Source organism: Paracoccus sp. PAR01 (assembly GCF_014851995.1).
Classification (GTDB): Bacteria; Pseudomonadota; Alphaproteobacteria; order Rhodobacterales; family Rhodobacteraceae; genus Paracoccus; species Paracoccus litorisediminis.
Genome location: NZ_JACVAW010000008.1, coordinates 1 through 21378, shown reverse-complemented (window position 1 = coordinate 21378; position 21378 = coordinate 1). Strand labels below are relative to the sequence as shown.

At 61.2% G+C, this 21378-nt stretch carries 21 protein-coding genes; 17 read left to right on the top strand and 4 right to left on the bottom strand.

What is annotated here, in order from left to right; translation table 11 throughout:
- The first annotated feature begins 113 nt into the window (after window positions 1-113).
- From IB235_RS13555 to IB235_RS13540, 4 genes are all read left to right on the top strand, one after another.
- The gene (locus IB235_RS13555) at window positions 114-2882 is read left to right on the top strand and encodes a DUF3987 domain-containing protein (protein WP_192337186.1); all 2769 of its coding nucleotides are present in this window, start codon (window positions 114-116) and stop codon (window positions 2880-2882) included.
- Between the two features lie 342 nt (window positions 2883-3224).
- On the top strand, window positions 3225-3590 hold the full coding sequence (locus IB235_RS13550) for a hypothetical protein (protein WP_192337185.1): 366 nt from the start codon (window positions 3225-3227) through the stop codon (window positions 3588-3590).
- A gap of 94 nt (window positions 3591-3684) precedes the next feature.
- Entirely contained in the window at window positions 3685-4053 is a 369-nt protein-coding gene (locus tag IB235_RS13545) for a hypothetical protein (protein ID WP_192337184.1), read from the top strand.
- Between the two features lie 100 nt (window positions 4054-4153).
- Complete coding sequence (locus tag IB235_RS13540; RefSeq protein WP_225612310.1) at window positions 4154-4792, top strand: Hint domain-containing protein; 639 nt, start codon at window positions 4154-4156, stop codon at window positions 4790-4792.
- Between the two features lie 264 nt (window positions 4793-5056).
- Here the strand turns inward: IB235_RS13540 and IB235_RS13535 are convergent, their stop codons facing one another.
- A complete protein-coding gene (locus tag IB235_RS13535; protein WP_192337182.1) occupies window positions 5057-6196 on the bottom strand; it encodes a Hint domain-containing protein in 1140 nt (379 codons plus the stop codon).
- A 653-nt stretch (window positions 6197-6849) separates the two neighbouring features.
- Between IB235_RS13535 and IB235_RS13530 the strand changes: the two genes are divergently transcribed.
- The 8 genes from IB235_RS13530 to IB235_RS13495 all read left to right on the top strand — a co-directional run bounded on the left by IB235_RS13530 (window position 6850) and on the right by IB235_RS13495 (window position 11594).
- A complete protein-coding gene (locus IB235_RS13530; RefSeq protein ID WP_192337181.1) occupies window positions 6850-7290 on the top strand; it encodes a hypothetical protein in 441 nt (146 codons plus the stop codon).
- Window positions 7287-7769 carry a hypothetical protein gene (locus IB235_RS13525; protein ID WP_192337180.1) on the top strand — a complete coding sequence of 161 codons (483 nt, stop codon included), beginning with the start codon at window positions 7287-7289 and terminating at the stop codon, window positions 7767-7769. The genes IB235_RS13530 and IB235_RS13525 overlap by 4 nt, the downstream gene beginning before the upstream one ends.
- Before the next feature lie 306 nt (window positions 7770-8075).
- A complete protein-coding gene (locus IB235_RS13520) occupies window positions 8076-8801 on the top strand; it encodes a hypothetical protein (RefSeq protein WP_192337179.1) in 726 nt (241 codons plus the stop codon).
- A complete protein-coding gene (locus IB235_RS13515) occupies window positions 8798-9187 on the top strand; it encodes a hypothetical protein (protein ID WP_192337178.1) in 390 nt (129 codons plus the stop codon). Before IB235_RS13520 ends, IB235_RS13515 begins: the two co-directional genes overlap by 4 nt.
- Window positions 9184-9729, top strand: coding sequence for a hypothetical protein (locus IB235_RS13510; protein WP_192337177.1), 546 nt, complete (start codon window positions 9184-9186; stop codon window positions 9727-9729). Before IB235_RS13515 ends, IB235_RS13510 begins: the two co-directional genes overlap by 4 nt.
- Window positions 9726-10061, top strand: a complete 336-nt coding sequence (locus IB235_RS13505) for a hypothetical protein (protein WP_192337176.1) — start codon at window positions 9726-9728, stop codon at window positions 10059-10061. The genes IB235_RS13510 and IB235_RS13505 overlap by 4 nt, the downstream gene beginning before the upstream one ends.
- A gap of 29 nt (window positions 10062-10090) precedes the next feature.
- Window positions 10091-10345: a hypothetical protein gene (locus tag IB235_RS13500; protein WP_192337175.1), complete on the top strand. Its 255-nt coding sequence runs from the start codon at window positions 10091-10093 to the stop codon at window positions 10343-10345.
- Window positions 10346-10427: 82 nt separating this feature from the next.
- Window positions 10428-11594 carry a serine hydrolase gene (locus IB235_RS13495; protein WP_192337174.1) on the top strand — a complete coding sequence of 389 codons (1167 nt, stop codon included), beginning with the start codon at window positions 10428-10430 and terminating at the stop codon, window positions 11592-11594.
- A 198-nt stretch (window positions 11595-11792) separates the two neighbouring features.
- Here IB235_RS13495 and IB235_RS13490 read toward each other — a convergent pair whose 3' ends face one another.
- Together IB235_RS13490 and IB235_RS13485 are read right to left on the bottom strand one after the other, a co-directional pair.
- Window positions 11793-12116: a helix-turn-helix transcriptional regulator gene (locus tag IB235_RS13490; protein WP_192337173.1), complete on the bottom strand. Its 324-nt coding sequence runs from the start codon at window positions 12114-12116 to the stop codon at window positions 11793-11795.
- Between the two features lie 1115 nt (window positions 12117-13231).
- A complete protein-coding gene (locus IB235_RS13485) occupies window positions 13232-14260 on the bottom strand; it encodes an aldo/keto reductase (protein ID WP_192337172.1) in 1029 nt (342 codons plus the stop codon).
- A gap of 174 nt (window positions 14261-14434) precedes the next feature.
- Between IB235_RS13485 and IB235_RS13480 the strand changes: the two genes are divergently transcribed.
- The 5 genes from IB235_RS13480 to IB235_RS13460 all read left to right on the top strand — a co-directional run bounded on the left by IB235_RS13480 (window position 14435) and on the right by IB235_RS13460 (window position 21289).
- Window positions 14435-15334 (top strand): AraC family transcriptional regulator, encoded by a 900-nt coding sequence (locus IB235_RS13480; protein WP_192337171.1) that lies wholly within the window; start codon window positions 14435-14437, stop codon window positions 15332-15334.
- Between the two features lie 546 nt (window positions 15335-15880).
- Window positions 15881-17200: a hypothetical protein gene (locus tag IB235_RS13475; protein WP_225612308.1), complete on the top strand. Its 1320-nt coding sequence runs from the start codon at window positions 15881-15883 to the stop codon at window positions 17198-17200.
- Window positions 17200-17730 (top strand): hypothetical protein, encoded by a 531-nt coding sequence (locus tag IB235_RS13470; protein WP_192337170.1) that lies wholly within the window; start codon window positions 17200-17202, stop codon window positions 17728-17730. The genes IB235_RS13475 and IB235_RS13470 overlap by 1 nt, the downstream gene beginning before the upstream one ends.
- Window positions 17727-19775 carry an AAA family ATPase gene (locus tag IB235_RS13465; protein WP_192337169.1) on the top strand — a complete coding sequence of 683 codons (2049 nt, stop codon included), beginning with the start codon at window positions 17727-17729 and terminating at the stop codon, window positions 19773-19775. Before IB235_RS13470 ends, IB235_RS13465 begins: the two co-directional genes overlap by 4 nt.
- The gene (locus IB235_RS13460) at window positions 19772-21289 is read left to right on the top strand and encodes a restriction endonuclease (RefSeq protein ID WP_225612307.1); all 1518 of its coding nucleotides are present in this window, start codon (window positions 19772-19774) and stop codon (window positions 21287-21289) included. Before IB235_RS13465 ends, IB235_RS13460 begins: the two co-directional genes overlap by 4 nt.
- Here the strand turns inward: IB235_RS13460 and IB235_RS13455 are convergent.
- On the bottom strand, window positions 21281-21378 hold a 98-nt coding region (locus tag IB235_RS13455; protein ID WP_192337168.1), incomplete at its 5' end, for a transposase domain-containing protein. The two genes, IB235_RS13460 and IB235_RS13455, sit on opposite strands and share 9 nt — an antisense overlap.

Below are 21378 nucleotides of genomic sequence, written 5' to 3'. Positions count from 1 at the left end.
CGGGTCCTGTCGGGAAATGCCCCCCGGCGTTTAGCGCACTACCCAAAGGAAAGAGGCACGAAACAGGGATGACGCCCGACGAGAAGCGCCATCCCCAAGTTGGACTGTTCGTGATGAACAAAGCATTACATCCCGCCCCCGTGGCGGTCAACTTTGGTGACGTTCCGCTGTGCTGCGGCCTCGGGATTTCCGACACGCTCAAGGACCGCGAGGGCGCGGTCTATTCGGGCGTCACCTTCCACGAGATCGTGGAACTGGCAGAGAACCCGCAAGAGGTGCCCAAGGAAAGTGCCCTGTGGGTGATCCCCTCGGATTACCGGGAAGCCGACGCCCGCGCCCACGCGGTGCAGGCTGAGCGTGGCAAGCTCTGGCTGCTGCCCCTTGATCTGGACGCAGGCAACCCGCCGCTGGACGTGGCCATGAAGCTTGTTCGGACAGTGATCGGGGAAGGCCCTACACTGGTCGGTTACAGCACCCACGGCAGCAGCCCCGAGGTGCCGAAATCCCGCGTGCTGGTGCCGCTGGCTGAGCCGGTCGCGGGGGCCAGTTGGCGGCTGACGGTGGAAGCCTACAACGACCTGCTGGAAACGGTCTCTAGCGGGCTGCTGATCCCCGATGAGAAGCTGCACAGCACCGGGCAGGTGATGTTCCTGCCGAACCGGGGCGAACATTACGAATATCGGATCGACCCGGCAGGAACCATCGTCGGTTTGAACCTGACCGAGGACCACCCGATCAGCATCCGCCGCGAGCAGTTGCGGCTGATCGAGGACGAGGTGAAGCTGAGCTTGTCCAAGCGGGCCGTCGCGCGGATGAAGCAGGCCAGCAAGCGCGGCGCGGGCAAGGACGTGATCGGGGCCTACAACGAAGCGCACGAGGTCGAAGACCTGCTGGCCCGGTTCGGATACCAGCGGAAAAGCCCGACCTCGGAACATTGGCGGTCCCCGCACCAGACGAGCGGCAGTTACGCCACGCGCGTCTACGAAGGCATGACCTCGCAATACTGGATCAGCCAGTCGGAATCCGACCGCAAGGCCGGAGTCGGACCCGCGACCAAGCAGGGCGGGGCCTGCCACGGCGATGCCTTCGACCTGTTCGTCCATTACGAGCATGGCGGCGATTTCAAGGCTGCGGTGCGGGGCTATGCCGAGGCCATCGGGCTGGGACCAAAGAAACCGCCAGAGGTCACCGAGGGCCAGCGCCGTGAGGTCAAGGAACGGATGCAGGCGAAAAAAGCGGAGCCGGACGAGGCCGAGTCCAGGGTGATCGAATCCGGGGCCGAGGACCGCACCTTGCAGCAGCGCGAGACTGCCCGGCTGGACCGGGACGATCCGCAATATGCCGAGTTTTGCAGGCGGCACGGATTTGAACCGGGCGAAATGTCAGGCGGCATCGAGGAAGCGGTGATGCGCGAGGCAATGGACAACGAAATCGCGCCGCCGCTGGACCTGTGGGGCAGCTTCGAGGCCCCGGACCTGCCCCTTGGACTGCTGCCCAAGGTGATCGAGGATTTCGCCCTGTCACAGGGCAGGTTGAAGGGTATCGAGCCGGGAGCCTTCGCCATGGCGGCACTGGCCTGCTGCGGTGCCGTGCTGGACGACAAGATTATCCTGCGGCCCAAGGTTCATGACGCCAAGTGGCAGGAAAGCGCGCGGCTCTGGGTGATGCTGGTCGGTGATCCGAGTGCGAGGAAGTCGCCCGTCTTGGATGCGGCGACATGGCGTGCCGAGGAAGAACACGACCGGCTGATGGGGAACAATGCGACGAACTTGGCGCAATGGAACGCCCTGCCGAAGGACGAAAGGGCGACGACGCCGAAACCACCGCTGCAATGGCTGATCCTCAAGGATGCCACCCCCGAGGCCAGTCAGGAACTATTCATGAATGCGCCCAAGGGCCTGTTCATGGTCGAGGACGAGATGTCGCGCTTCTTCGGCTCCATGAACCAGTTCAAGGGCGGCAAGGGTGCAGACCGGGGATATTGGACGAAGGCTTACGACGGCAAGAAGTTCAGCGCGAACCGGGTCGGTCGCGGGCATATCGTGGTGCCGAAGCTGTCCATGTCGATGCTGGGTGCCGTGCAGCCCGAGGTCATCCGCCATGTCGCCATGAACACGGAAGACAATGGCCTCGTCCAGCGCATGATTCCCGTCGTCATGGGGTCGTCGGGCGTGGATCAGGACATCCCCAGCGGTCCCGAGACGGAAGCCTATGACAATGCTGTCGGCGGCCTATACCTGCTGAGGATGCCGCCCGATCTGGCATTCCTGAGCTTTGACGCAGACGCGCAGGCTATCCGGCAAGAACTGGCGTTGCGGCACCACAAGCTAAAGGCGCTGGATCAGCTTTCAAACAAGCTGGCAGAGCATATTGGCAAGTATGACGGCATGTTCGCGCGGCTCTGCATCATCTGGCATTGCCTCGAACATCTGCGGGTCGAGCATCCGATGAAGACGCCCCTCGCGGCACAGGTCACCGAGGATACCGCCCGCCGTGTGGGCGATTTCATGGCGCGCTTCATCCTGCCGCAGGCCATCGCGTTCTATGGCAGCACACTCGACCTCGGGCAGGGCTTTGAAGGACCGCAGGCGGTCGCATCCTATATTCTGACCAAGAAGCTGCCCCGGATCACCTTGCGGGAAGCCCGCAGCAATGTTCGGGCCTTGAAGAACCTTAAGACCCCAAAGGAAGCTGAGGACGTGATGGCAACGCTGGTGCAGTTCGGCTGGCTGGTTCCTGTTGACGGGCCGCGACGGGATTCAAGGGAATGGACGGTGAATCCTGCTGTCCATGAGCTTTACGAAGATCGCGCCCGGATCGAGGCTGAGAGGATCGAGCGCGCCAAGGAAGGGATGCAAGTCGCCTTTGCCCGTCAAAAGTGAGGATAAGCGCGGACAGTGCGGATGCCCGTTTCCGCACTGTCCGCACTTCAACCATCGTGGGGAGGGTGAATTCCCTTTTGGGTAGGGATAGTTGCAGAACGAGTGCCAGAAAGTGCGGACAGTGCCGATTGCGCGCGTATCTGTGTAAATAACACTCTTTTTTCTATTAAAGCCCCCGCTGGCCGCACACGCTCATCGCGCGCGCGCGCAAGCCGCACTGTCCGCACTTGCAAAAACCACGTTGGTTAGACTGTTTTCAGGCCCAGCTTGCGGTTTTCGGCCCCCGCGCTTGACGCGCAGACTCCCCGCCTGCGAAGATTCCCGGACAGGGAGGATAGCCCCATGATCCACACCGCCGTGCCGCAGATCATCGATCCTTTCGCCGCCGCCGTGGAACGCACGACCGGCCAGCCCATCCGCCACGTCGGGCACCTGCCTTGCGCCCACGTCCTGCAATGGGGCGAGGCCGATTGCGGCATCGCGGGCTTGGTTCATTCGGTCGAACCCGGCCAACTCATCTTTCACCGCGTCACCTTTTCCGAGACCCTGCGGCACCGGCTGGACATCACCGCCCAAGACCTCGCCGCCTGTTGCCTCGCGCAACTTGGCTTGATGGATGTCGGCGGCATCCCTCGCCCCTTCCGCCGTTCCGTCCGGTTGCGCCTCATCCCTGCCGCCCTCGTGGCCCGCCACGCTGCCACCGCATAACCTGCCAAGCAAGAAGCGTTAATTAACACTTAACCATTGTGCGCCGCCACGGCGTCCAGCATTCTAGCGTTAATTAACGCTCGTGAGGCCGAACATGCCCGACCGCCCCTGTGCCCATTGCGGCAAGCCGATCCTGACCAAGAACACCCGCGCGGAATACTGTTCCCCGTCCTGCCGGGTGATGGCGCACCGCAAGCGCAAGGACGAAATCCCCTCGAACATGATCGCTGCGGTAAAGGAATATGTCGATCAGATGATCGCCGCGCAGGACGAGGCCCGGAAATGGGAGTTACGCGCCGGGCAATATTTGCTGGAGTTGGAACAGCTGCGCCATTCCACAACCACTTCCAAGATCACCGAGTCCGACCGCAAGGCCATCGTGAAGGCGCTGCACCCGAACAGCAATCCGAGCAAGGATACACTCGCCAAGGCATATGCGGCTTGGCAGAACATCGCAGGATGACCGCCTGCGAAAGCGGGGCCACAATGTCGGTCGCCTCGCCCGGCGTCATGTGGAACTCACCGGCGCCTTTGTCAGTATCGCAGATTCGGACAACCAATCGTTGACCGATCCCCGGGCGCCGTGCTTTGCCCGCGGGACGAGCATCGAGACATCGCGTGGCCCGCTGGCGATCGAAGACCTGAGGGCAGGCGATCTGGCCATCACACGGGACCATGGCGCGCAGGCGATCCGCTGGATTGGTTCGGCCAAGCTGGACAGAAAAGCATTGGCGGCCAACCCGAACATGCGCCCGATCCGTATCGCTAAGGGCGCTTTGGGTCATGGGCTTCCCGTTGCCGACCTGCTGGTATCTCCGCAACACCGCATTCTGGTCCGCTCGCGCATCGCGCAAAAGATGTTTGGGGCGCAGGAAGTCCTGGTTGCCGCCAAGCAACTGGTGCTGCTCGACGGGATAGACATCGCGACGGATGTCGCTGAGGTCGAGTATTTCCACATGCTGTTCGACCGCCACGAGGTGGTGTTGTCGAACGGCGCCGAAACAGAGTCGCTTTATCCCGGTCCGGAAGCGCTGAAATCGGTGGGCAAGGCGGCGGTGGAGGAGATCTTTACGCTGTTCCCGCAGCTACGAGATCTTGAGGCTGCGCCTGAGCCCGCCCGGCTGTTGACATCCGGCCGCCAAGGCCGCCGCCTGGCCCATCGGCACGAAACCAACCATCAGCTTCTGGTCGCCGTGAACTGACCCGGATCGTTCCGGGCAACCCGGGAGCGTCATGAAGAACGGTGACGCGCGCCAAGGTCAGCCTTCGCGCGCTTCGCCTCTTCGCATCCTGACGGCATGCCACAGTCCCGGGTGATCTTCGGATCGGCACCGCGCGTGATCTGAGCGAGGCGCATTCCTGCCCCTGTGGTCGAGCGGCATGACTCCAATGTCCGCTCTACGGACAACGCCGTCGTTCAGTGCAGTTAACGGCGCAGCGACGTTTCTTTGAAGCGGCCATTCAGATCAAAATGACTGTCTCGCCGCGAGTGGCTTGCGATTTGCAACGCTGCGGTCTGCCAGCCGACGTGCACCTCTTCCGCCAATTATCTGACGCGCCGGGACCGCAACATAAGATGGATCAGCGAGTTCTGGAAAAATCGCGAAAATCTCGCTCACCGCTGCCGGATCGATCGATTTCAATGCCTGTGGTCCGGTGTACAGGCTCTCTGTGGCGACCCCATTCGCCATTACGATCTGATGTGCGTTCAGCAGGAAATGCCAATAGGTGACGCTATCTATATCCGTCAAGATATCGATGCCGTTCACCGCAAGCAGGTGTTTGGCGGCGACCAACACGTCCTTGGTACCGAACATGCGGCGGCTGATTTCGGACGTGACCAGAACCCTGTGCTGGGGCGACACGATCAAATCGGTTTCCGGCAGACCCGGGGCCAGGGCACCCGCTCTGATTCGCACGGGACACAGATTGGGATTCCGTTCAAGCGTCGCGCGGTCCAGTTGGCGGAAGCCGATCCAGCGAATTTCTTGGAATTCGTTGTCGGCCGTCAGGACGCGGTCACCAACGACAAGATTGTTTACCGGGACCGGGCCGTTGGCGGTTTCAATAAACGTTCCAGAGGCAAAGCAGACGACAAGCTCCTCATAGGGAACTTCGATCGCCACGGGCGGAAATAATTGACTGTCAGTGTTGGAAACAATTGTGAGGGGAACATCCAGGGGGATGTCACCGCCAAAGGAGAAGCCCACGATCTGGCCCTCGATCCGCGACTCCGTCGAAAGACGAAGTCTGATGGCAAACAGCTCATAAGTGTCGCCTGTGGCGGGGTCCAGGGCAGTGATCGTGTACTCGGCTTCGACCAACGATCCCACGGGCCAGGTTGTCCCATTGACGGTCAAAGCGCTCGTCAGAAGCTGCGGAGCACCGTTGTCGTTGTAGCCGTCTCCGGTGTCGTCATCCTCAAACTGATCATCATCATCCGTAACCGAGAGGGGGGTTGTCGTGGCATCACCAGCAACGGTCAGCGTGCTGCCCGGAAGGAACTCGCCCGAGACGGAATCGAGCGCCCATTCCCGGTCGAACCCGTCTTTGTCCACAATTGTAAATTGATCTGGTGGAAGAAGAGTGAAGCTGAAGATGGGCATCTTCGATTCCTTTCTTCAGTTTGCTCGCCACAGTCGTTGCCACACTACCATATCTGTGGCGGGCAGAATGCCAGCACGATGCACAAGGCTTCTGTCCAGCGCACTTTTTGCCCGGCATCAACACAATATCACAAGCCGCCCGTTCGAAGTATTGATAGGCAAGCCGCAAGATCACATTCTCCGGGATCGAGCAAAGGACGTTCGGGCGGATCGGCAGCGACGGACGAGTGATTCCGTGCCGATGACACTTGTGCCGCGAAGCGTCTCGGACTTCAAGTCTCGGGTCGATGCGGCAGATAGCCGAGAATGCTTGGAACATACCCCTTTGGCTATTCCAGCCCGCCCGACATAAACCTTGATCTTGCGGGATATTCGCGCGATCATCTGCCCCGACCTGCGCCGCCAGTGCCAGCGCCCTAGCCCCCAACACCTCGATCAATCGGAACGCAATCGCCTTACCGATTCGCGTCATGCGCCGTCTTGTGGCGGTGTCAACCCTCAGGGGGGCACATTCCGCACGAAAGGGGTGGGGGTGCCCCCGCCGTGCCGGGGGACTTTCAGCACGAAAAACCGGACCGCAAAACCGCCCCGGATTTCGCCAATTTTCATTTAATTTGACGGGTAAAAACCCAAACCCAACCGGAGAAAATCCGATGGCACCCCGCGTCACCCCGAAGGCACCCAAGCCCGAGCCCGTCGAAACCCTGCCCGATCCGGTTCCTGAGGAGCTACGCGGCCTCGACGCGCGTTGGCACCGCACGCATCAGAGTTTTCTGGCCGAGGTGATCGCATTGCGGACCCGCGCCACTTCTGTGGATCGCAGCCTTATCATTTCCGCTGTCCGTGCCCTCGCGGGAGAGCAGCGTGCGCGCGATCTGGCTGACCGGGCCGCTGGCAGCGCTGATGGCGATGTCTTTCTGGCACTCACGAGGCTGGCACAGAGCGAAGGCCGCGCCGCCCGATCCGCCCTCGCCAATCTGGGCCTCAGCGGTGATCGTCGAGGCGTCGGAGCCGTCCGAAGGGCGGGAGCCGCTGCCCTGGATGGCGAGACGATTGCCCATGTCGGCAAATCACGTTGGGCCGGTGTCATATGAGAGATGACCGACCTGCGGCCCTGCCCAGCCCCCGGCAGATCGAGCGATTGGTCGCACTGGTCGAAGGCGAGCTTGCCGCACGCCCGCCTCTGACGACCCGACCCCATGCGGCCTGTCCCGCAGGCTGTATTCAGCCGAGCAGCCTCGAATGGGCATGGCGACTGCTGCACGACCTGACCGAGGCCCGGCACATGGCCGCGCCCCTGCTGCATGACTTGCTTGCTTGCTTGAATTGTTGGCTTGTCCCGCCTCGCGACCTCGACTTGTCTGCCTGCCGTGCCTTGTGGGCATCGGTCGCATTCGCCGCCGGGCAATCTGCCGCCGACAATTTGCGCCAGTCCGGGCGCATCGGCCCCAGCGACCGCGAGGCGTTGGGCCGCTTGACCGCGATCCTGCTGGGCCGCGAAGCCGATCCGGCTGAACTCGAAAGCTGCCTACACACGATCCGCCCTTATGGGCAAAAGTCGCGCGTCGCATGACAAAGTGTATTACGGATTGTCCAATTTACATTAGCTAACAGTAATACACTTTTGATAAATAATATAAATTCGTTGTAGAATCACTCTTGGCAGGGTAACTTATCCACAGGTCAACCGTCTGAGGATCGTCGCCATGTGGCACGCATCGCCCCCCAAAGCCGCACCTGTCACCATCACGGTGACCCTGCGCTCTGATCGGCCTTCCCCTGTCAACTGCGATGCACTGTCGGAAATCGTTTCCGTGCGGGGCCGCATAGGCTTGTTCGAAGCCCGCCAAGGCATGGCGACCAGCCCGGAGCCCGCCCGATGATCGCCCGAAAATTGAGCCCGCCGACCATCCGCCTCGAAGGCGCGACCGTCAGCATTTCCGCGAAATTCACCTCGCGGGTCGCAGGGGTCGCCACCGAAGCCGCATACGGTTTCCAGAAAAGCTGCGAGGCCATGACCTCGGGGCAGCTAGTGGCCGGGCTCAACATGCTGCACAGGCACGCGCGCGAGTTGGCCGAACTCGTTCCGCAGGTCGAGCGGATCGCAGGCGAACTCGAAGATGCCGCCCGCGTCTTAGACACGGGCATTGCGACCGAGACCGGCCCCCTCGTCGATGTTGCACTGGCCGCACGTGCGCAGGCCGATGCCGCCTTGCTGACCGATCCGGGCCTCGAACTGGCCGACGTGGCCGAGACCGCTCGGGTCCTGCGTTCGACGGCGAAATTACTGCGCGAAGATGCCACAGCAGCCCGTCGCAAGGCCGATAGCCTGACCGACTTGCATCAACGCTGCACGGCCAAAGCCATTGCCTGCCCGGCCAGTGATCCAATCGCGATCGCGGATCGCTTCAAGGTGCCAGCCGATCTGCGAGCCGCCTTAGATGCGGCATTGGCGAGGGGCGACGCCCCGGCGCGACACGCTGCCGACGATTGGCTTCGAGGGCAGGCAGGCGACGACAAGCGGGCAAAACGCGCTCGGCAAGCCCGCGCATTGGCCGAAGTGACGACCGCCGCAGCACAGATTTGGGAAGGGGCCGCGTCATGACCGCCGAACTGCAAGCGCGGGCGAAAACGATCCGCGCGCATTATCGTGCAAACGCCAATCTGAATTTGTCTGGGGGAAACCTGCCGGATATCGAAACTTTGATCAAGGCGCGGGTCGCTGCCACGAGCGAAATCAATTTGCTCGCGACGGGCGATGCGCTGGCTGAAGAACGCCGCTGGGTCGAAGCTCGCCTTGCGGAATTGAAGGAACTGGCCGAGGGCAAAGATTCCGCAGGCTTGATGCGAGGTGTTTTCGGTCAGCTACTCAGCGCAAATCTGACCGCATTGCGGGCCGTTAGCGACCACATCGAATTGCGACGGGCGACACTGGTCAGCGGCACGGCTAGCCCGCTGATCGCGGCTGCATTGGGGGACGCGAAGTCATGACCCGTGATGTCGCGCTGCACGAACTACGCCACGGGCTGGCCTGCGGGGTCGCGCTGGTCGCATTGGGGATCGACCGCCAGACCTACGATCAGGTGAAGTGCCATTTTCACGTTGCATCGGCCTACGGCGAATTTGGTTTATCCCCGGATGGCCTGCCCGAGCACGTCAGGGCGCAGGCTTCGGAATTGATGGCCGTTGGCCCCTGCGCTGCATTAGAGCGGGCCGTGCCGGTCTTGCTGTCGGACAATGCGCACGCACGCTCCGCCGTCTTCCGGGACGCGGCCTTAAGCGCCGAAGACCTCGACCTAGCGGCCCGCTGGAACGGGCCCCCTGCGACCCCTGCTGTCATTGTCCGGGCCGTGCAGTGCCTCGAATCCGGGATCGGGCTGGCGCGTGTCGCGCGGCTTTGCCAACTGGTCCGGAAGATCGACGCCGCAGACCTCGACCAGTTGCCGCGCCTGAAGTTTTTCGTTCCCTTTGACGCCGCATCGCAGGCTCTGACCAAGGCCCGCTTGAACCTACACGCGAGGAAATCAGCATGACGCAAATCAACATCCCCATCAGTGACCGCGCCCTGATCGGGCGTGCAGTCGCGATCCTGCGCCGTGTGCCCCCCGAGCCGTTCATTCGGGCCGCATTGCAGGCCCATTACGGGCACCCGTCCGGGGCCTTGGCCCGCATGGCCCGCGACCTGACCGCAGGCAAGGCACCCACCGCCGCCGACCTGCATGAGCACCTTGAGGATTCTGTCGCGCAGGCGCTGGAAGGCATCATTGCGGCGATGGAAGGCCACGGACGGATTGAAATCACAGAATATGATCTAGCGCAGGTATTGCCGATCTTGGCCGACGTGCGGTCGCAACTGGCGCGCTGACCGACGCGAGCCGATCTGGGAGCCCGCCCATGCTGGACGACCGAAGCCCGCAACGGGCCACCCACGAAACCCGTGACCCGACCAGCGGCAGGTTTCGAGCCACCAAGACCGATTACCTGCGTGTGGCCCGCGCCTTTCGTCAGGAGCGATTGCCCGGCCTGCGGGCAGAGAACGCGACCCCTACACAGATTGAAGCCGCGTGCTTCCGCTTCAAGGCAAGTTCTGGGGTGGCATCCGCAGCCAAGAAAAAGAAGGAGACAAACCCAGCCTTGACCTCAACATGAGACAAAATTTATGATCAGAGGTGGCTCAGTTCTGGGTGAAATCAACAGTTATGGCCTGCAATAATCAAAGGTAGGCACCTTAATGAACCCCGATCCCACTCCATCCTCGGTTGGTTTGAATAAGGATGCGCTCGCCCGGCTTGGTGCCTCTATTCAGGCCGACATCGACAGCGGGAAGCACTTTGGTGCTTCGATCCTTGTCGCTCGTCACGGTCATGTGGCTTATCAAGCGAGCTTCGGAAAGGTGGCCCCGGGTCGCGCTCCATCAGGTGACGACCGATACCTGCTCATGTCGATGTCGAAGGCATACACCGCAACGCTCGTCCTCAAAGCAATTGATGAAGGCCGTTTCGGCCTCGATACACGCATCGCGGACCTCGTTCCCGGCTTTGGCGCACTGGGCAAGCAGCGGGCGACCCTGCGACAGTTGCTGGCGCACACCGCGGGGCTGCCGTTCGGTCTCGTCCCCCCTCCGTTGGGCCTAGACAAGGTCGGCAACCTCGCCGTCAAAGCCGCCGCGATGTGCGCATTGCCTGCGGTCTACAGTCCCGGCACCAGATGCCTCTATACCTCCGGCTTGGGCTACGATCTGCTGGGCCAGATCCTCGTCAATACCGATCCGAAAAAGCGCGGCTTCAATCACATTGCCCAAGAGGATTTGTTTGCACCGTTGGGCATGGCGGACAGCAGCTTCGCGTGCGCGATCGACGATCCTCGGCGAGTTCCAGTGTCGTTTACTGAAGCGAATGTGGGACCTACCACACCGATGCTTCTGCGTTTTTTTAACGAATTCCTTGACGGCGAAGCGGAAATGCCGAGCGGAAATGCGTATTCTACGATCAATGATGTCTTTCGATTCACAGAAGTCTTCCGCGGTCGCGGGACGGCGCACGGTCAGCGCGTTCTCTCGCCCGCGCTCTTCGACTACGCCCGGCAAGACCACGCAACGGGCTTGATTAACGATGCGACCGTCTTCGAGGTCGAAGAGCGCGGCCTCGACGATTTCCCGGCGCACTTCACCTTGCTCGGTGGTTATGTCCGCGGGAGGGGGCACATCCTGAACGCGACCGGGCACACGGCATCACCGCAAAGTATCGCGGCGGTCGGTGGTGCCTCCACGGCATGGATGATCGACCCCGAGCGTGATCTCACGGTCATCTTCCTGTCTGCCGGCTTCATTGAAGGGCTGCGCCATATCGAACGTGTGCAACGCATCAACGACCTCGCGCTCGCGTCGGTCGACGCCTAACAAAGGGACGAAGGAGTTTGTGGAAGCATAGGTTTCCGCTGACAACCTGGCAGCCGGAAGGGCCGCATAGCTGACCCCGGACCTTCGCCTCGGCAGCCAAGGGCGCACCTTAGGAAGGGCGGGAACCTTACGTCAGGTGTGGAACACTAGGTAGTGGCAGGGAAGGGGCGAGGGGCAGGCAGCGGGGCAGCTATCGCGTTAAGTTCGGGGCATGGCCTCGTGATCACTTGGCAGCAGGCCCAAAGCGACGGCCATCCTGCGCAGTACATCGGCGGGGACGTAATCAACGCCGGTTTCGATTGCCGCGACCTGATCGTGACCGATACCGGCCCGCGTTGCCACTTCCTCGCGTGTCAGGCCGCAATGGTCACGAAAGGCCAGCAGCGGCGACTCCCCATTCAGCAGCCGCTCTGCCAAGGGGCTGGGGGCGACTCCATCCTCACCTGACCAGATGCGCGCCAATATCCCGAGACATTCCGAAATACCGAGGGGTCGTCCATCTTCGGATTCGGAATATGTCATGCGCGCGCCTTATGAGAACGAATTCCTCTAAATGATCTAAGTGGATCGGTGCAGGGTCAATGTGCCGAAAGTGGCAGGGCCGGGGCATGAGCAGGTTTCTGCCGCATCCGGTTCTGTTGCCTCAACTGACTGCCGCGCATTCTGATAATTGTTCCACCGTTTGACGGTGCCGCAGGACGCCACCCGCAACGCATTAAGAGCCAAGGGTCAACACGGGGCGGGTCAGTTTACGGGCATGGCGGATTGATTAGGAATCGAACCGAAAGCCGTGGCATGGGGCCACTTGACCCCGCCCGAATGCCCTGCCAGCGTGGGCCGGGACGTGGCTCTGACGATTTACCTAGTATTATCAATGCCAGTGTAAGACACCTCCTCCGCCACTTGGCTTAGCAAAACAATTCTCCAGGGCTAGAGACGGCGATATTTTATCGTTGTTTTCGAGGGTTATGCGTGTGCGGCGTTACACCTGTTTTGCCGTCACGAACCCCAAAAGCGTTCTCTAGGCGCCATTTTCTCCGAAGCTGTTGACTCTGCTGATTTCGGTGAAACGACGTTATTTAATTGTTATTATTATTAAAAATATTGCGACATTTACCCGGTTCGATTTCAGGCGCGGTCAGTGCGAAGGTACCGAAATCGAACATTCGCTGTTCGGTAAGGGTCGAACCCAATGAGCCGCGACCGCGCCGCTATTCGGCGATAGTGGCAATTGCCCCATCCGATGGCCAGAAGGCCGCCAACCCGGAGCTGGGCATTCCGGAAGCTCGTTGTTGGTCGTGGACGGCGGGATCGCGAGAATTATTGACGAAGGCTAGCGTGCGAAGCGCCGCACGCCGAGTATGCAGCCGATCACGGCAAGGGTCACCAGCAGCCATCTGCGGGCGAATAAAGCTGGTGCAGCAGCGTCGCTGCAACCGGCAGACCGATGACGAGCCGCTACACTTGCAGCTGCCCCACCGTAGCAATGCCACCCTGCGCCAGCCCCCCAATACGCGCACCAGCTTCCCGAGGCATCACCACCCCTGCGCGCAGCAAAGCCTAGGTCGGTGCTTAGCACTGGCGTCATCGGCCCCGCCCATAAATTTGGGTGGGGCACCGCAGGGATGTCCGCCCCTCTATGAGGCGAACGGCGCGCGATATTGCGACTGACGTTCCAGCATCCAGCCCGGATATTCGGCGGGTAGCTTCGTCACCGTGTCGAGCGCCAGCAACTCCTCGGCCGACAAGGCCACCTCTGTCGAGCGGATGTTGTCCTGCAGCTGATCGATCCGCTTGGCGCCGACGATCACGCTGGTCACCACCGGCTGATGCAGAAGCCAGGCGAGCGCCACCTGCGCCACGGTGCACCCTTTGGCCGATGCGATTTCGCGCATCACCGCAATGGCGGCATCGCCGCGCTCCAGATCGACCGGCGGAAAGTTGAAACTTGCCCGGCGGCTGTCTTCCGCGGTGCTGCCGTCGCTATACTTACCCGAGAGGAAACCACCCGCCAGCGGGCTCCAGACCATCAGGCCGATGCCTTCGGCTTGCAGCATCGGCACGATCTCGCGTTCGAGATCGCGGCCGACCAGCGTGTAATAGGCCTGCAGGGAAAGGATCGGCGCGAGCTTTCTTGCGTCAGTGATACCGACCGCCTTGACGATCTGCCAGGCCGCCCAGTTCGACAGGCCGATGTAGCGCACATATCCCTGCCGCACGAGCGTATCGAGCGATTCGAGCGTTTCGGTGATCGGGGTCAGCGGATCAAAGCCGTGAATCTGGTAAAGGTCGATGTGATCCATTTGCAGCCGTTGCAAGCTGGCCTTGGCCTGCGCCAAAACATGGGCGCGCGAGGCACCGCGAGCGTTCGGGCCCTCGCCCATCGGCCCAAGAACCTTGGTCGCGATCACCACGTCGTCGCGTGGGATGCCGAGGTTGCGGATGGCGTGACCGAGGATCCGCTCGCTCTCGCCTCCCGCATAGACATTGGCGGTGTCGATGAAGTTGATGCCGGCGTCGACGGCCGTCTTGATCAGCGTGTCGGCTTCTTCCTGACGCAGCTGGCCGATCTGGCTCCACATGCCTTCCGAACCGCCGAAGGTCATCGTGCCGAGGCAAAGTTCGGAGACGAGGAGGCCACTCGGGCCGAGAGTGCGGTAACGCATGGAATGTTCCTTTATGCCGGGTGGGCGCCAGGGCGGAATGCCGCCGGGTTAGGGCAAAGATAGGGTTGCCGCACTTTGGCTCGCCACGCCGATCCTCGCAAATCCTTGCACGATCCTCTCATTCGCATCGATTCTGGGCTATGAACAACGTGCACAGACCCTAGATTGCGAGGCATGGAAAACGATCATCTCGCCCCGCTCAAAGAGCTGTTGGCCCGCCTATGGCAGGCGCATGGCCGGGAAACCCCGATCGATGGGCTGTTTTTGACCTCGGTCACGGCGCCGACCGGTCCTATCCATGCCGTTTACCGCCCGTCGCTCTGCGTCGTGGCGCAGGGTGCCAAGACCAGCATGCTTGGCGATCGCGCCTATCGCTATGACGCAGGGAAATGCCTGATCGCCTCGATGGAGGTGCCGATCCGGGCACAGATCACGCGCGCTACGCCTGACCAACCCTATCTGGCCTTCAGTCTTGCTCTGGACCCCGCGACGATCGCCGATCTGCTGCTGGAACTGGATGGAATTGACGACGCCCCCACTGGTGCGGCACTGGCGGTACATGCCCTTGGGCCGGAGCTTGCCGATCCTCTCTGCCGGTTGTTGGCTCTGTGCGAGCGACCGCGCGACATCACGATCCTCGCGCCGTTGATCCGGCGGGAAATCACCTGGCTTCTGCTGAATGGCCCGATGGGGCCGGCGCTGCGCCAGATCGGCCTTGCAGGCAGCCACATGGCGCGGATCGGCCGGGCCCTCGCCTGCATCCGCGAAAGCTTCGCCGATCAGTTGAATGTACGGCAGCTTGCCGATGTCGCAGGCATGAGCCCTGCCACCTTCCACCGCCACTTCAAAGCAGTAACGGCGATGACGCCGGTGCAGTACCAGAAGCAGCTTCGATTGCAGGAGGCGCGCCGCCTGCTGCTTTCCGACAATGCCGATGTCGCGCTGATCGGCTACGAGATCGGCTATGAAAGCCCGTCACAGTTCAGCAGAGAATATCGTCGTCTGTTCGGATCGCCTCCCGGGCGGGACGGGCAGCAAATCCGCAGAGTTCTCACACCGCAGGTGGATGTCTGAGCTGGCACGACATCGACATTTTGGGCAGAGAGCGGTCTGACGGCAGCGCGGTATTGCGGTCGCGGCGAGCCTAGGAAAGCGGTCGTTCGTTCACGGTGCAGCGATTACCCTGCCGTGCCACCCGTAACGGGCAGAATTTGGCCTCTCGGCTCTGCGGCATGGCAATCGCAGCAATCTCGGAAGTCGGGCACTCGTTTTCACCCCACCTACGATACTGCGCGGCCAGGAGCTTTGAAGCTCCTGCCTAATGAGGCGCGCATCAAAGATTTTGCGGGCCGATTGCCGACACATGGCCCCGATGATGTTCGACAAATCGCCGACTCTGTTCGGAGGGATACTTACGGTGGTCGCGATCACATAAGATAAATTGAGCACATAGCGCGGCAACTACACCGAGGAGGCCACCTCGATACTTGTCATTGATCTGCAACGGACCAACGATCTCACGGGATACCTTGAATCGCTTCCCGTCCCTTGCACTTGTCAGGCGTCAATGCGTTCAACTAACACCTATACGGGGCAAATTGATGAAAGAGGGAGGGTTGCTTGACGCCGCAAACAGTCGCTCGGCTATTGGCATCGATGAACGCAGGTCGTCTGTTGGTGGTCTGCGGTGCCGGCCTTTCCATGGCTCCCCCAAGCAGCCTTCCATCCGCACGAGCAGTAGCGGAGCGTTGTTTCGACAAATACCGACTTGAGTCAGATCCCAATTGCGACGCCGGACTGCGCGAAAACCTAGAGGCGCTGGCAGAGCACTTCGCTGGCCTCAACACCCTGCAATCTGTCTTCATCGAGCACCTCGTTCCGGGGTCGTCTTTTGTTCGGCCTTCTAACACGGGGCATGCCGCTATCGCTGATTTCCTCATAACACGCGCCGCCGTAGCCGGCATATCGAGCAACTACGACACGCTGATTGAGAGACGTGCTTGGGACTATGGTGCCGACTTTCGTGGCTCGCTCAATGGGGACGAAGCCAATGCCGACACCGTTCGACAGGCACCGTTGCTGAAGTTTCATGGCTGCGCCCACCGAGATCGTCCCTCCACGGTCTGGGCTCCGTCACAGCTCGACGATCCGACGATTTCAGCACGCATCGCCCGTAGCAAGGTTTGGATGGCTGCCAACATCCGACAAAAGGATGTCCTCGTCGTCGGATTCTGGTCGGATTGGGAATACCTCAACGCGGTTATAGGTGAGGCCCTGATCGATGTTCAGCCGCTGTCCGTCACCGTGATCGACCTGTCGCCCACAGACTCCCTTGAGCAAAAGGCGCCACAGCTCTGGCAAATCGCCCACGCTCAGAACGTGACTTTCGAACACGTTCAGGAGTCCGGCGCTGCTGCGCTCGACGAGTTGCGACGGGCATTTTCATCCAATTATCTTCGCCAGGTGCTGGATGCCGGACGGGCCGTCTTCGAGCAGGCCACCGGCGTTCAATGTGACGCTGCTTGGCTCGAAGTCGCGGCTTTCGATAGCGAGGTTTTGTACGGGCTGCGGCGGGATGCCGAAGGCGTCTCGGCGGCGGACCCTGCGACGCTCCTGCGTCCTGCGAATCCGGAGGCGCTTGGCTTCTTCCACTTGTTGCTACGTCAGGCTGGGGCAGTGCAAAGCGCGGGCGGCTACGACTTCAATGGCCGGAGCATTCGCGTCGTCAATGGAGCGCAAACAGTGCTGGGCACACTGCGCGGTCGGTTTGTCGAGCCGCCGGCAGCAATGGAAGCCGACATCGTCGTCGCCGTCGGCGCGACGGATTTGGGTGTGCCCGACAATGTCATTCGTAGCGGACGGGCGGGCGATCTCATCCGCCCAGATGCGGGTGGCGAATGGTACGACCTCGCTGGGGCAAGAGCTGCGTTGGGCATATGATGGACATCTACATCCAATCTGAAATCCTTCTTCGCGATGCACAATATGACACCTGGACATGGACCGGGCCGTCAGGGCCGGTAACATGCTTTGAAAACGCCGCGCTAATGGGTTTTCTGCATGTCTTCGCCACGGCAGATGCGCTCCTTGGTTCCTGGGAAGAACGGCAGAAGCTCGCGCTGGCTCGACACGCGACATTCCTGCGCAGCGCCGGCGCCAAGGCCTGGAACGTCTACTCACTCTTCCTGACCGACGATTCAGATGCGCGCAGGGGCCGTGAGATTGAGCGCATAGAAGAAGACTTCTCGCTGACCCGAAAGATAGCGCGAGCCTCGATCAGGACGGCCGATGACATCGAGATGGCTTTGCTGCCGCTGCTATCCATTCGATCAAAACCACTGCTCGGCGCCGCCAACTTTGAAACGAGACTGCGCACCAGGCTCAAAGAAATCTCTCCCGATGGTGTTACAGCCTTCCTCAATGAAGCTACGCCGGCAGACGTCGCTCGCATCTTGGGAGCGAAATCATGAGGCTGGATTTCGTCGAGATATGTGGTTTCCGCGGGTTCAGGGATGTCGCCCGGATAACCTTTGGTCGCGGCTTCACGGTCATCACGGGCCGCAACGGCGTGGGCAAGAGCACGGTCTGTGACGCTGTAGAGTTCGCCATAACGGGCTCCATCGACAAATATTCTGTTGAGAAAGCCGCAAAGGAAAGCCTGAGCGATTATTTGTGGTGGCGCGGCGAAGGTGTGCCCGAAGCGCACTACGTTATAGCCTCTTTCGTCGATGACGACGGCAAGCCATTCACGATCACGCGGACTAGGGAATCCGGGTGCGATCGATCTCCTGAAGATATTGAAGCTGCGCTGTGTAGCGGGCCAGTGCCTGATGACGCACTCAAGCAGCTCACCCGCACGTCAATCATCCGCGACGAGTGGATTGCTGCACTTAGTTTGGACCTTACCGAAACAGAGCGTTTCGACCTCGTCCGTGCTGCGCTTGGTGCGATGGAAGGCTCCGAAGCCGGTAGCAGGGCAAAGGAGGTTGTCGCCGCTGCCGAAGCCAATCACACCAAGGATGAAACGGCCTATGAGACGGCTCGCGCGCGCCTTGCCGATCGGCTCACACAGCAGTCGGAGCTACAGACTGCCCTGACCCGATCTGGCGACGTTTCCTCGGCCCTGCAAGTCGTCGCTGCGGCAGCGCCGAGTGCGCCGCCCGAGCTGACCGCACAACTATCTGCCGCGCGGGCTGTTCTCGCGAACGGGCGCGCCAGGTTGGGGCGCATGAGCGAGGCCGTCCAACTCGGTCGGGATATGGCAGCCGCACAGGACGTCTATAACAATCCGGATGCCGTTGCCGCCCGCGCAGCGGCGGCCGCCGCCCATGAGGCGGCGCAGCGAGACAATGAAGCGGCACAAAAAGCAGTCTCGGACGCCGAGCAACGCCTCGCACGTGAAGAAGAAATGGATGCGGTCGCGGCCTCGCTCGCACTTCTGGTCGAGCACGGCGAGAGCTTGGGTCTGCATGACGATCACTGCCCGCTGTGTGCGGCTAATCGTACTTCCGAGGAATTTGCGGCCGGTCTCGCGATAGCACGCAAGAGGGTGGCGTCGCTCTCGTCGGGCGTTCAGGCTGCCCGCAATAACCTCGCGAGTACAACGGCGAATGCACGCGAGCCGGGGCTCATGCTGCAAAAGACCGCCGCCACGGTTCAGGCCCATTCGGACGATTTGCGAAGTCTGCGGGCACAGGAAGCGGCGCATGTCGAGTTCTACGACCATTGGAAGCTCGATCGCGCCTATATCCAAGACCCCGAGGGCCTTGAGCTGGCCGTAGCGTCTGAACGAGACCGGCTGATCGACCTTGAGCGAGCGCTGCTCGTGCTGGAGGCGTCGCAGGCGGTTTCCCGGATGTCATCGGTCGAAAGCAATATCGCGGTACTGCGTGATGACATCGAGAAACTGGCGCGGGCGGTTGGCCAGTCGCAGAGTGCCGTCACTGCGGCCCGGGAAATCGAGCGGTCAGTCAGGCGTGTGAGCGCAGAGATCATTGATGAGCGGCTTGCTCAGATCAGCCCCTTGCTCAACGAACTGTATCAGCGCCTGCGTCCGCACGCCGACTGGCGCACGATCGACTACAGCATTCGCGGTGATGTTCGCCGGTTTCTAAGCCTGAAGGTGGGTGACGGCCTGAATCCCCAGTTTGTTTTCAGCAGTGGCCAGCGCCGCGCGGCCGGTCTTGCGTTTCTGCTGTCTGTCCACTTGGCTCGCGCATGGACGCCGCTGCGATCGCTCCTGCTGGACGATCCCGTTCAACACATCGATGATTTCAGGGCGCTTCATCTCGTCGAGGTGCTTGCTGCCCTGCGTTCCGATGGGCGCCAGATCATTTGTGCCGTCGAGGATCCCGCTCTTGCCGATCTTCTGAGCCGACGCTTGATCAGCACCGCCACGCAAGGCGGCCGCCGTGTGGATATCGAGCTCGGACCTTTGGGGGCGACGAGCGTCGTCATGGAGCGAGAGATCTACCCGATGCCTGTCGGTGTTCTGCGAGGCGTGAATTCTGCATGAGCGCTGAGACCGAGTTGAACGGGCGTCGGGCACATGGTCCCTGGAGCGATCTGGCGCTCCACACAATCGGATGGCGCGCATTCCAGGATCTCTGCTCGCAAGTTTGCGAGGTCGTGCTTGGCCGGCCTGTTGAGATCTTCCGGGAAGCCAATGATGGCGGACAGGACGCCGTGTTTCTCATCCCCTCCGAGCCCACGGCCTCGCCGATCGGCACGGTCCAATGCAAACATACGTCGGACGCCGGCAAGGCGCTGAAAGTTTCGGATCTGACCGCTGAGCTGGAAAACGTCGAGGAATTGGTCAAAGCGGGTCAGGCCGACACATACATCTTCATGACCAACATGAGCGTGGATGCGCCAGTGGCGGTCGCCGCGCGTGCCAAGCTGCGGACGCTCGGCGTGCGCAAAGCGCATATTTTTGGCCGGCAGCATATCGTTCGGGTCATCAGGAGCAGCGCGCGCCTCCGTGCATTGGTTCCACAGGTGTATGGCCTGGGGGATCTCACGGCGATCGTTGATGAACGCCTCAGTGAACAGTCCCGTGCGCTGCTGGATAGCTGGATTCCAAAACTACGCACCTATGTCCCGACCAAAGCCCATCGCGACGCTGTGCATGCCATATCGAAACATGGCGTGGTGCTGCTGCTTGGAAATCCATCGAGCGGAAAGTCGGCAATAGGCGCTATCGTTTCAACGATCGCCTCGGAAAATGCTGACAATACCGTCCTTGCTCTGACCAGCCCCCGTGACTTCGAAGCCGGATGGAATCCCAACGATCCTGGTCGCTTCTTCTGGATAGACGACGCGTTCGGCTCGAACGTCTTGCGCGACGATTATGTCCAAGACTGGGCATCCGCCTTTTCAAAGCTCCGCGCGGCCGTCGCGCACGGAAACCGCTTTCTTCTCACCTCGCGCAAGCACATCTACGAAGCGGCGCGGCGGCGGTTAGGACAGCGAAACCTTCCGCAGTTTGCCGACGAAAGCGCGGTGGTCGATGTCGGTGAACTGACGATCGATGAGAAGACGCAAATCCTTTATAATCACGTGAACTTCGGCACCCAGACCCAGAGTTGGCGGTCGAGCGTGAAGCCTCATCTCGAGGCGGTCGCCGCCGTACCCGGGTTCCTTCCGGGCATCGCCGAACGCATGGGGGATCCAAACTTCACGAAAAGCCTGGCGCCCCGCGAAAGCGCGCTCGTCCAGTTCATGAAGGAACCGCGCGAGCATCTCGTCGACACCGTCAACGCGTTGGACGACCACCTCCAGGCTGCTCTCATCCTCGTCTATGTGCATCAAGCGGGCTTTGTCCCGAACGATCATGATCCATCAGCCGCGCAAGCCGTCGCCGAGCTGACGGGCTTCACCCTGACGCGCATCCAGGATTGTTTCGCCGAACTGAAGGGTTCGTTCCTGAAGCTCTCCGGGAGCAAATGGACATTCGCTCATCCGACAATCTCCGACGCCTTGACGGAGATCCGTAAGCGTTCGCAGGTCATCACGGTCGTCTTAGCTTGACGGCTTGAAGCTCCATGGCAGCAGGTCGTCGAGGCGGCTTTGCGGATGACCGTTGGCGATGGCGGTGAGCGTGGCCTTAAGGTAGGCGA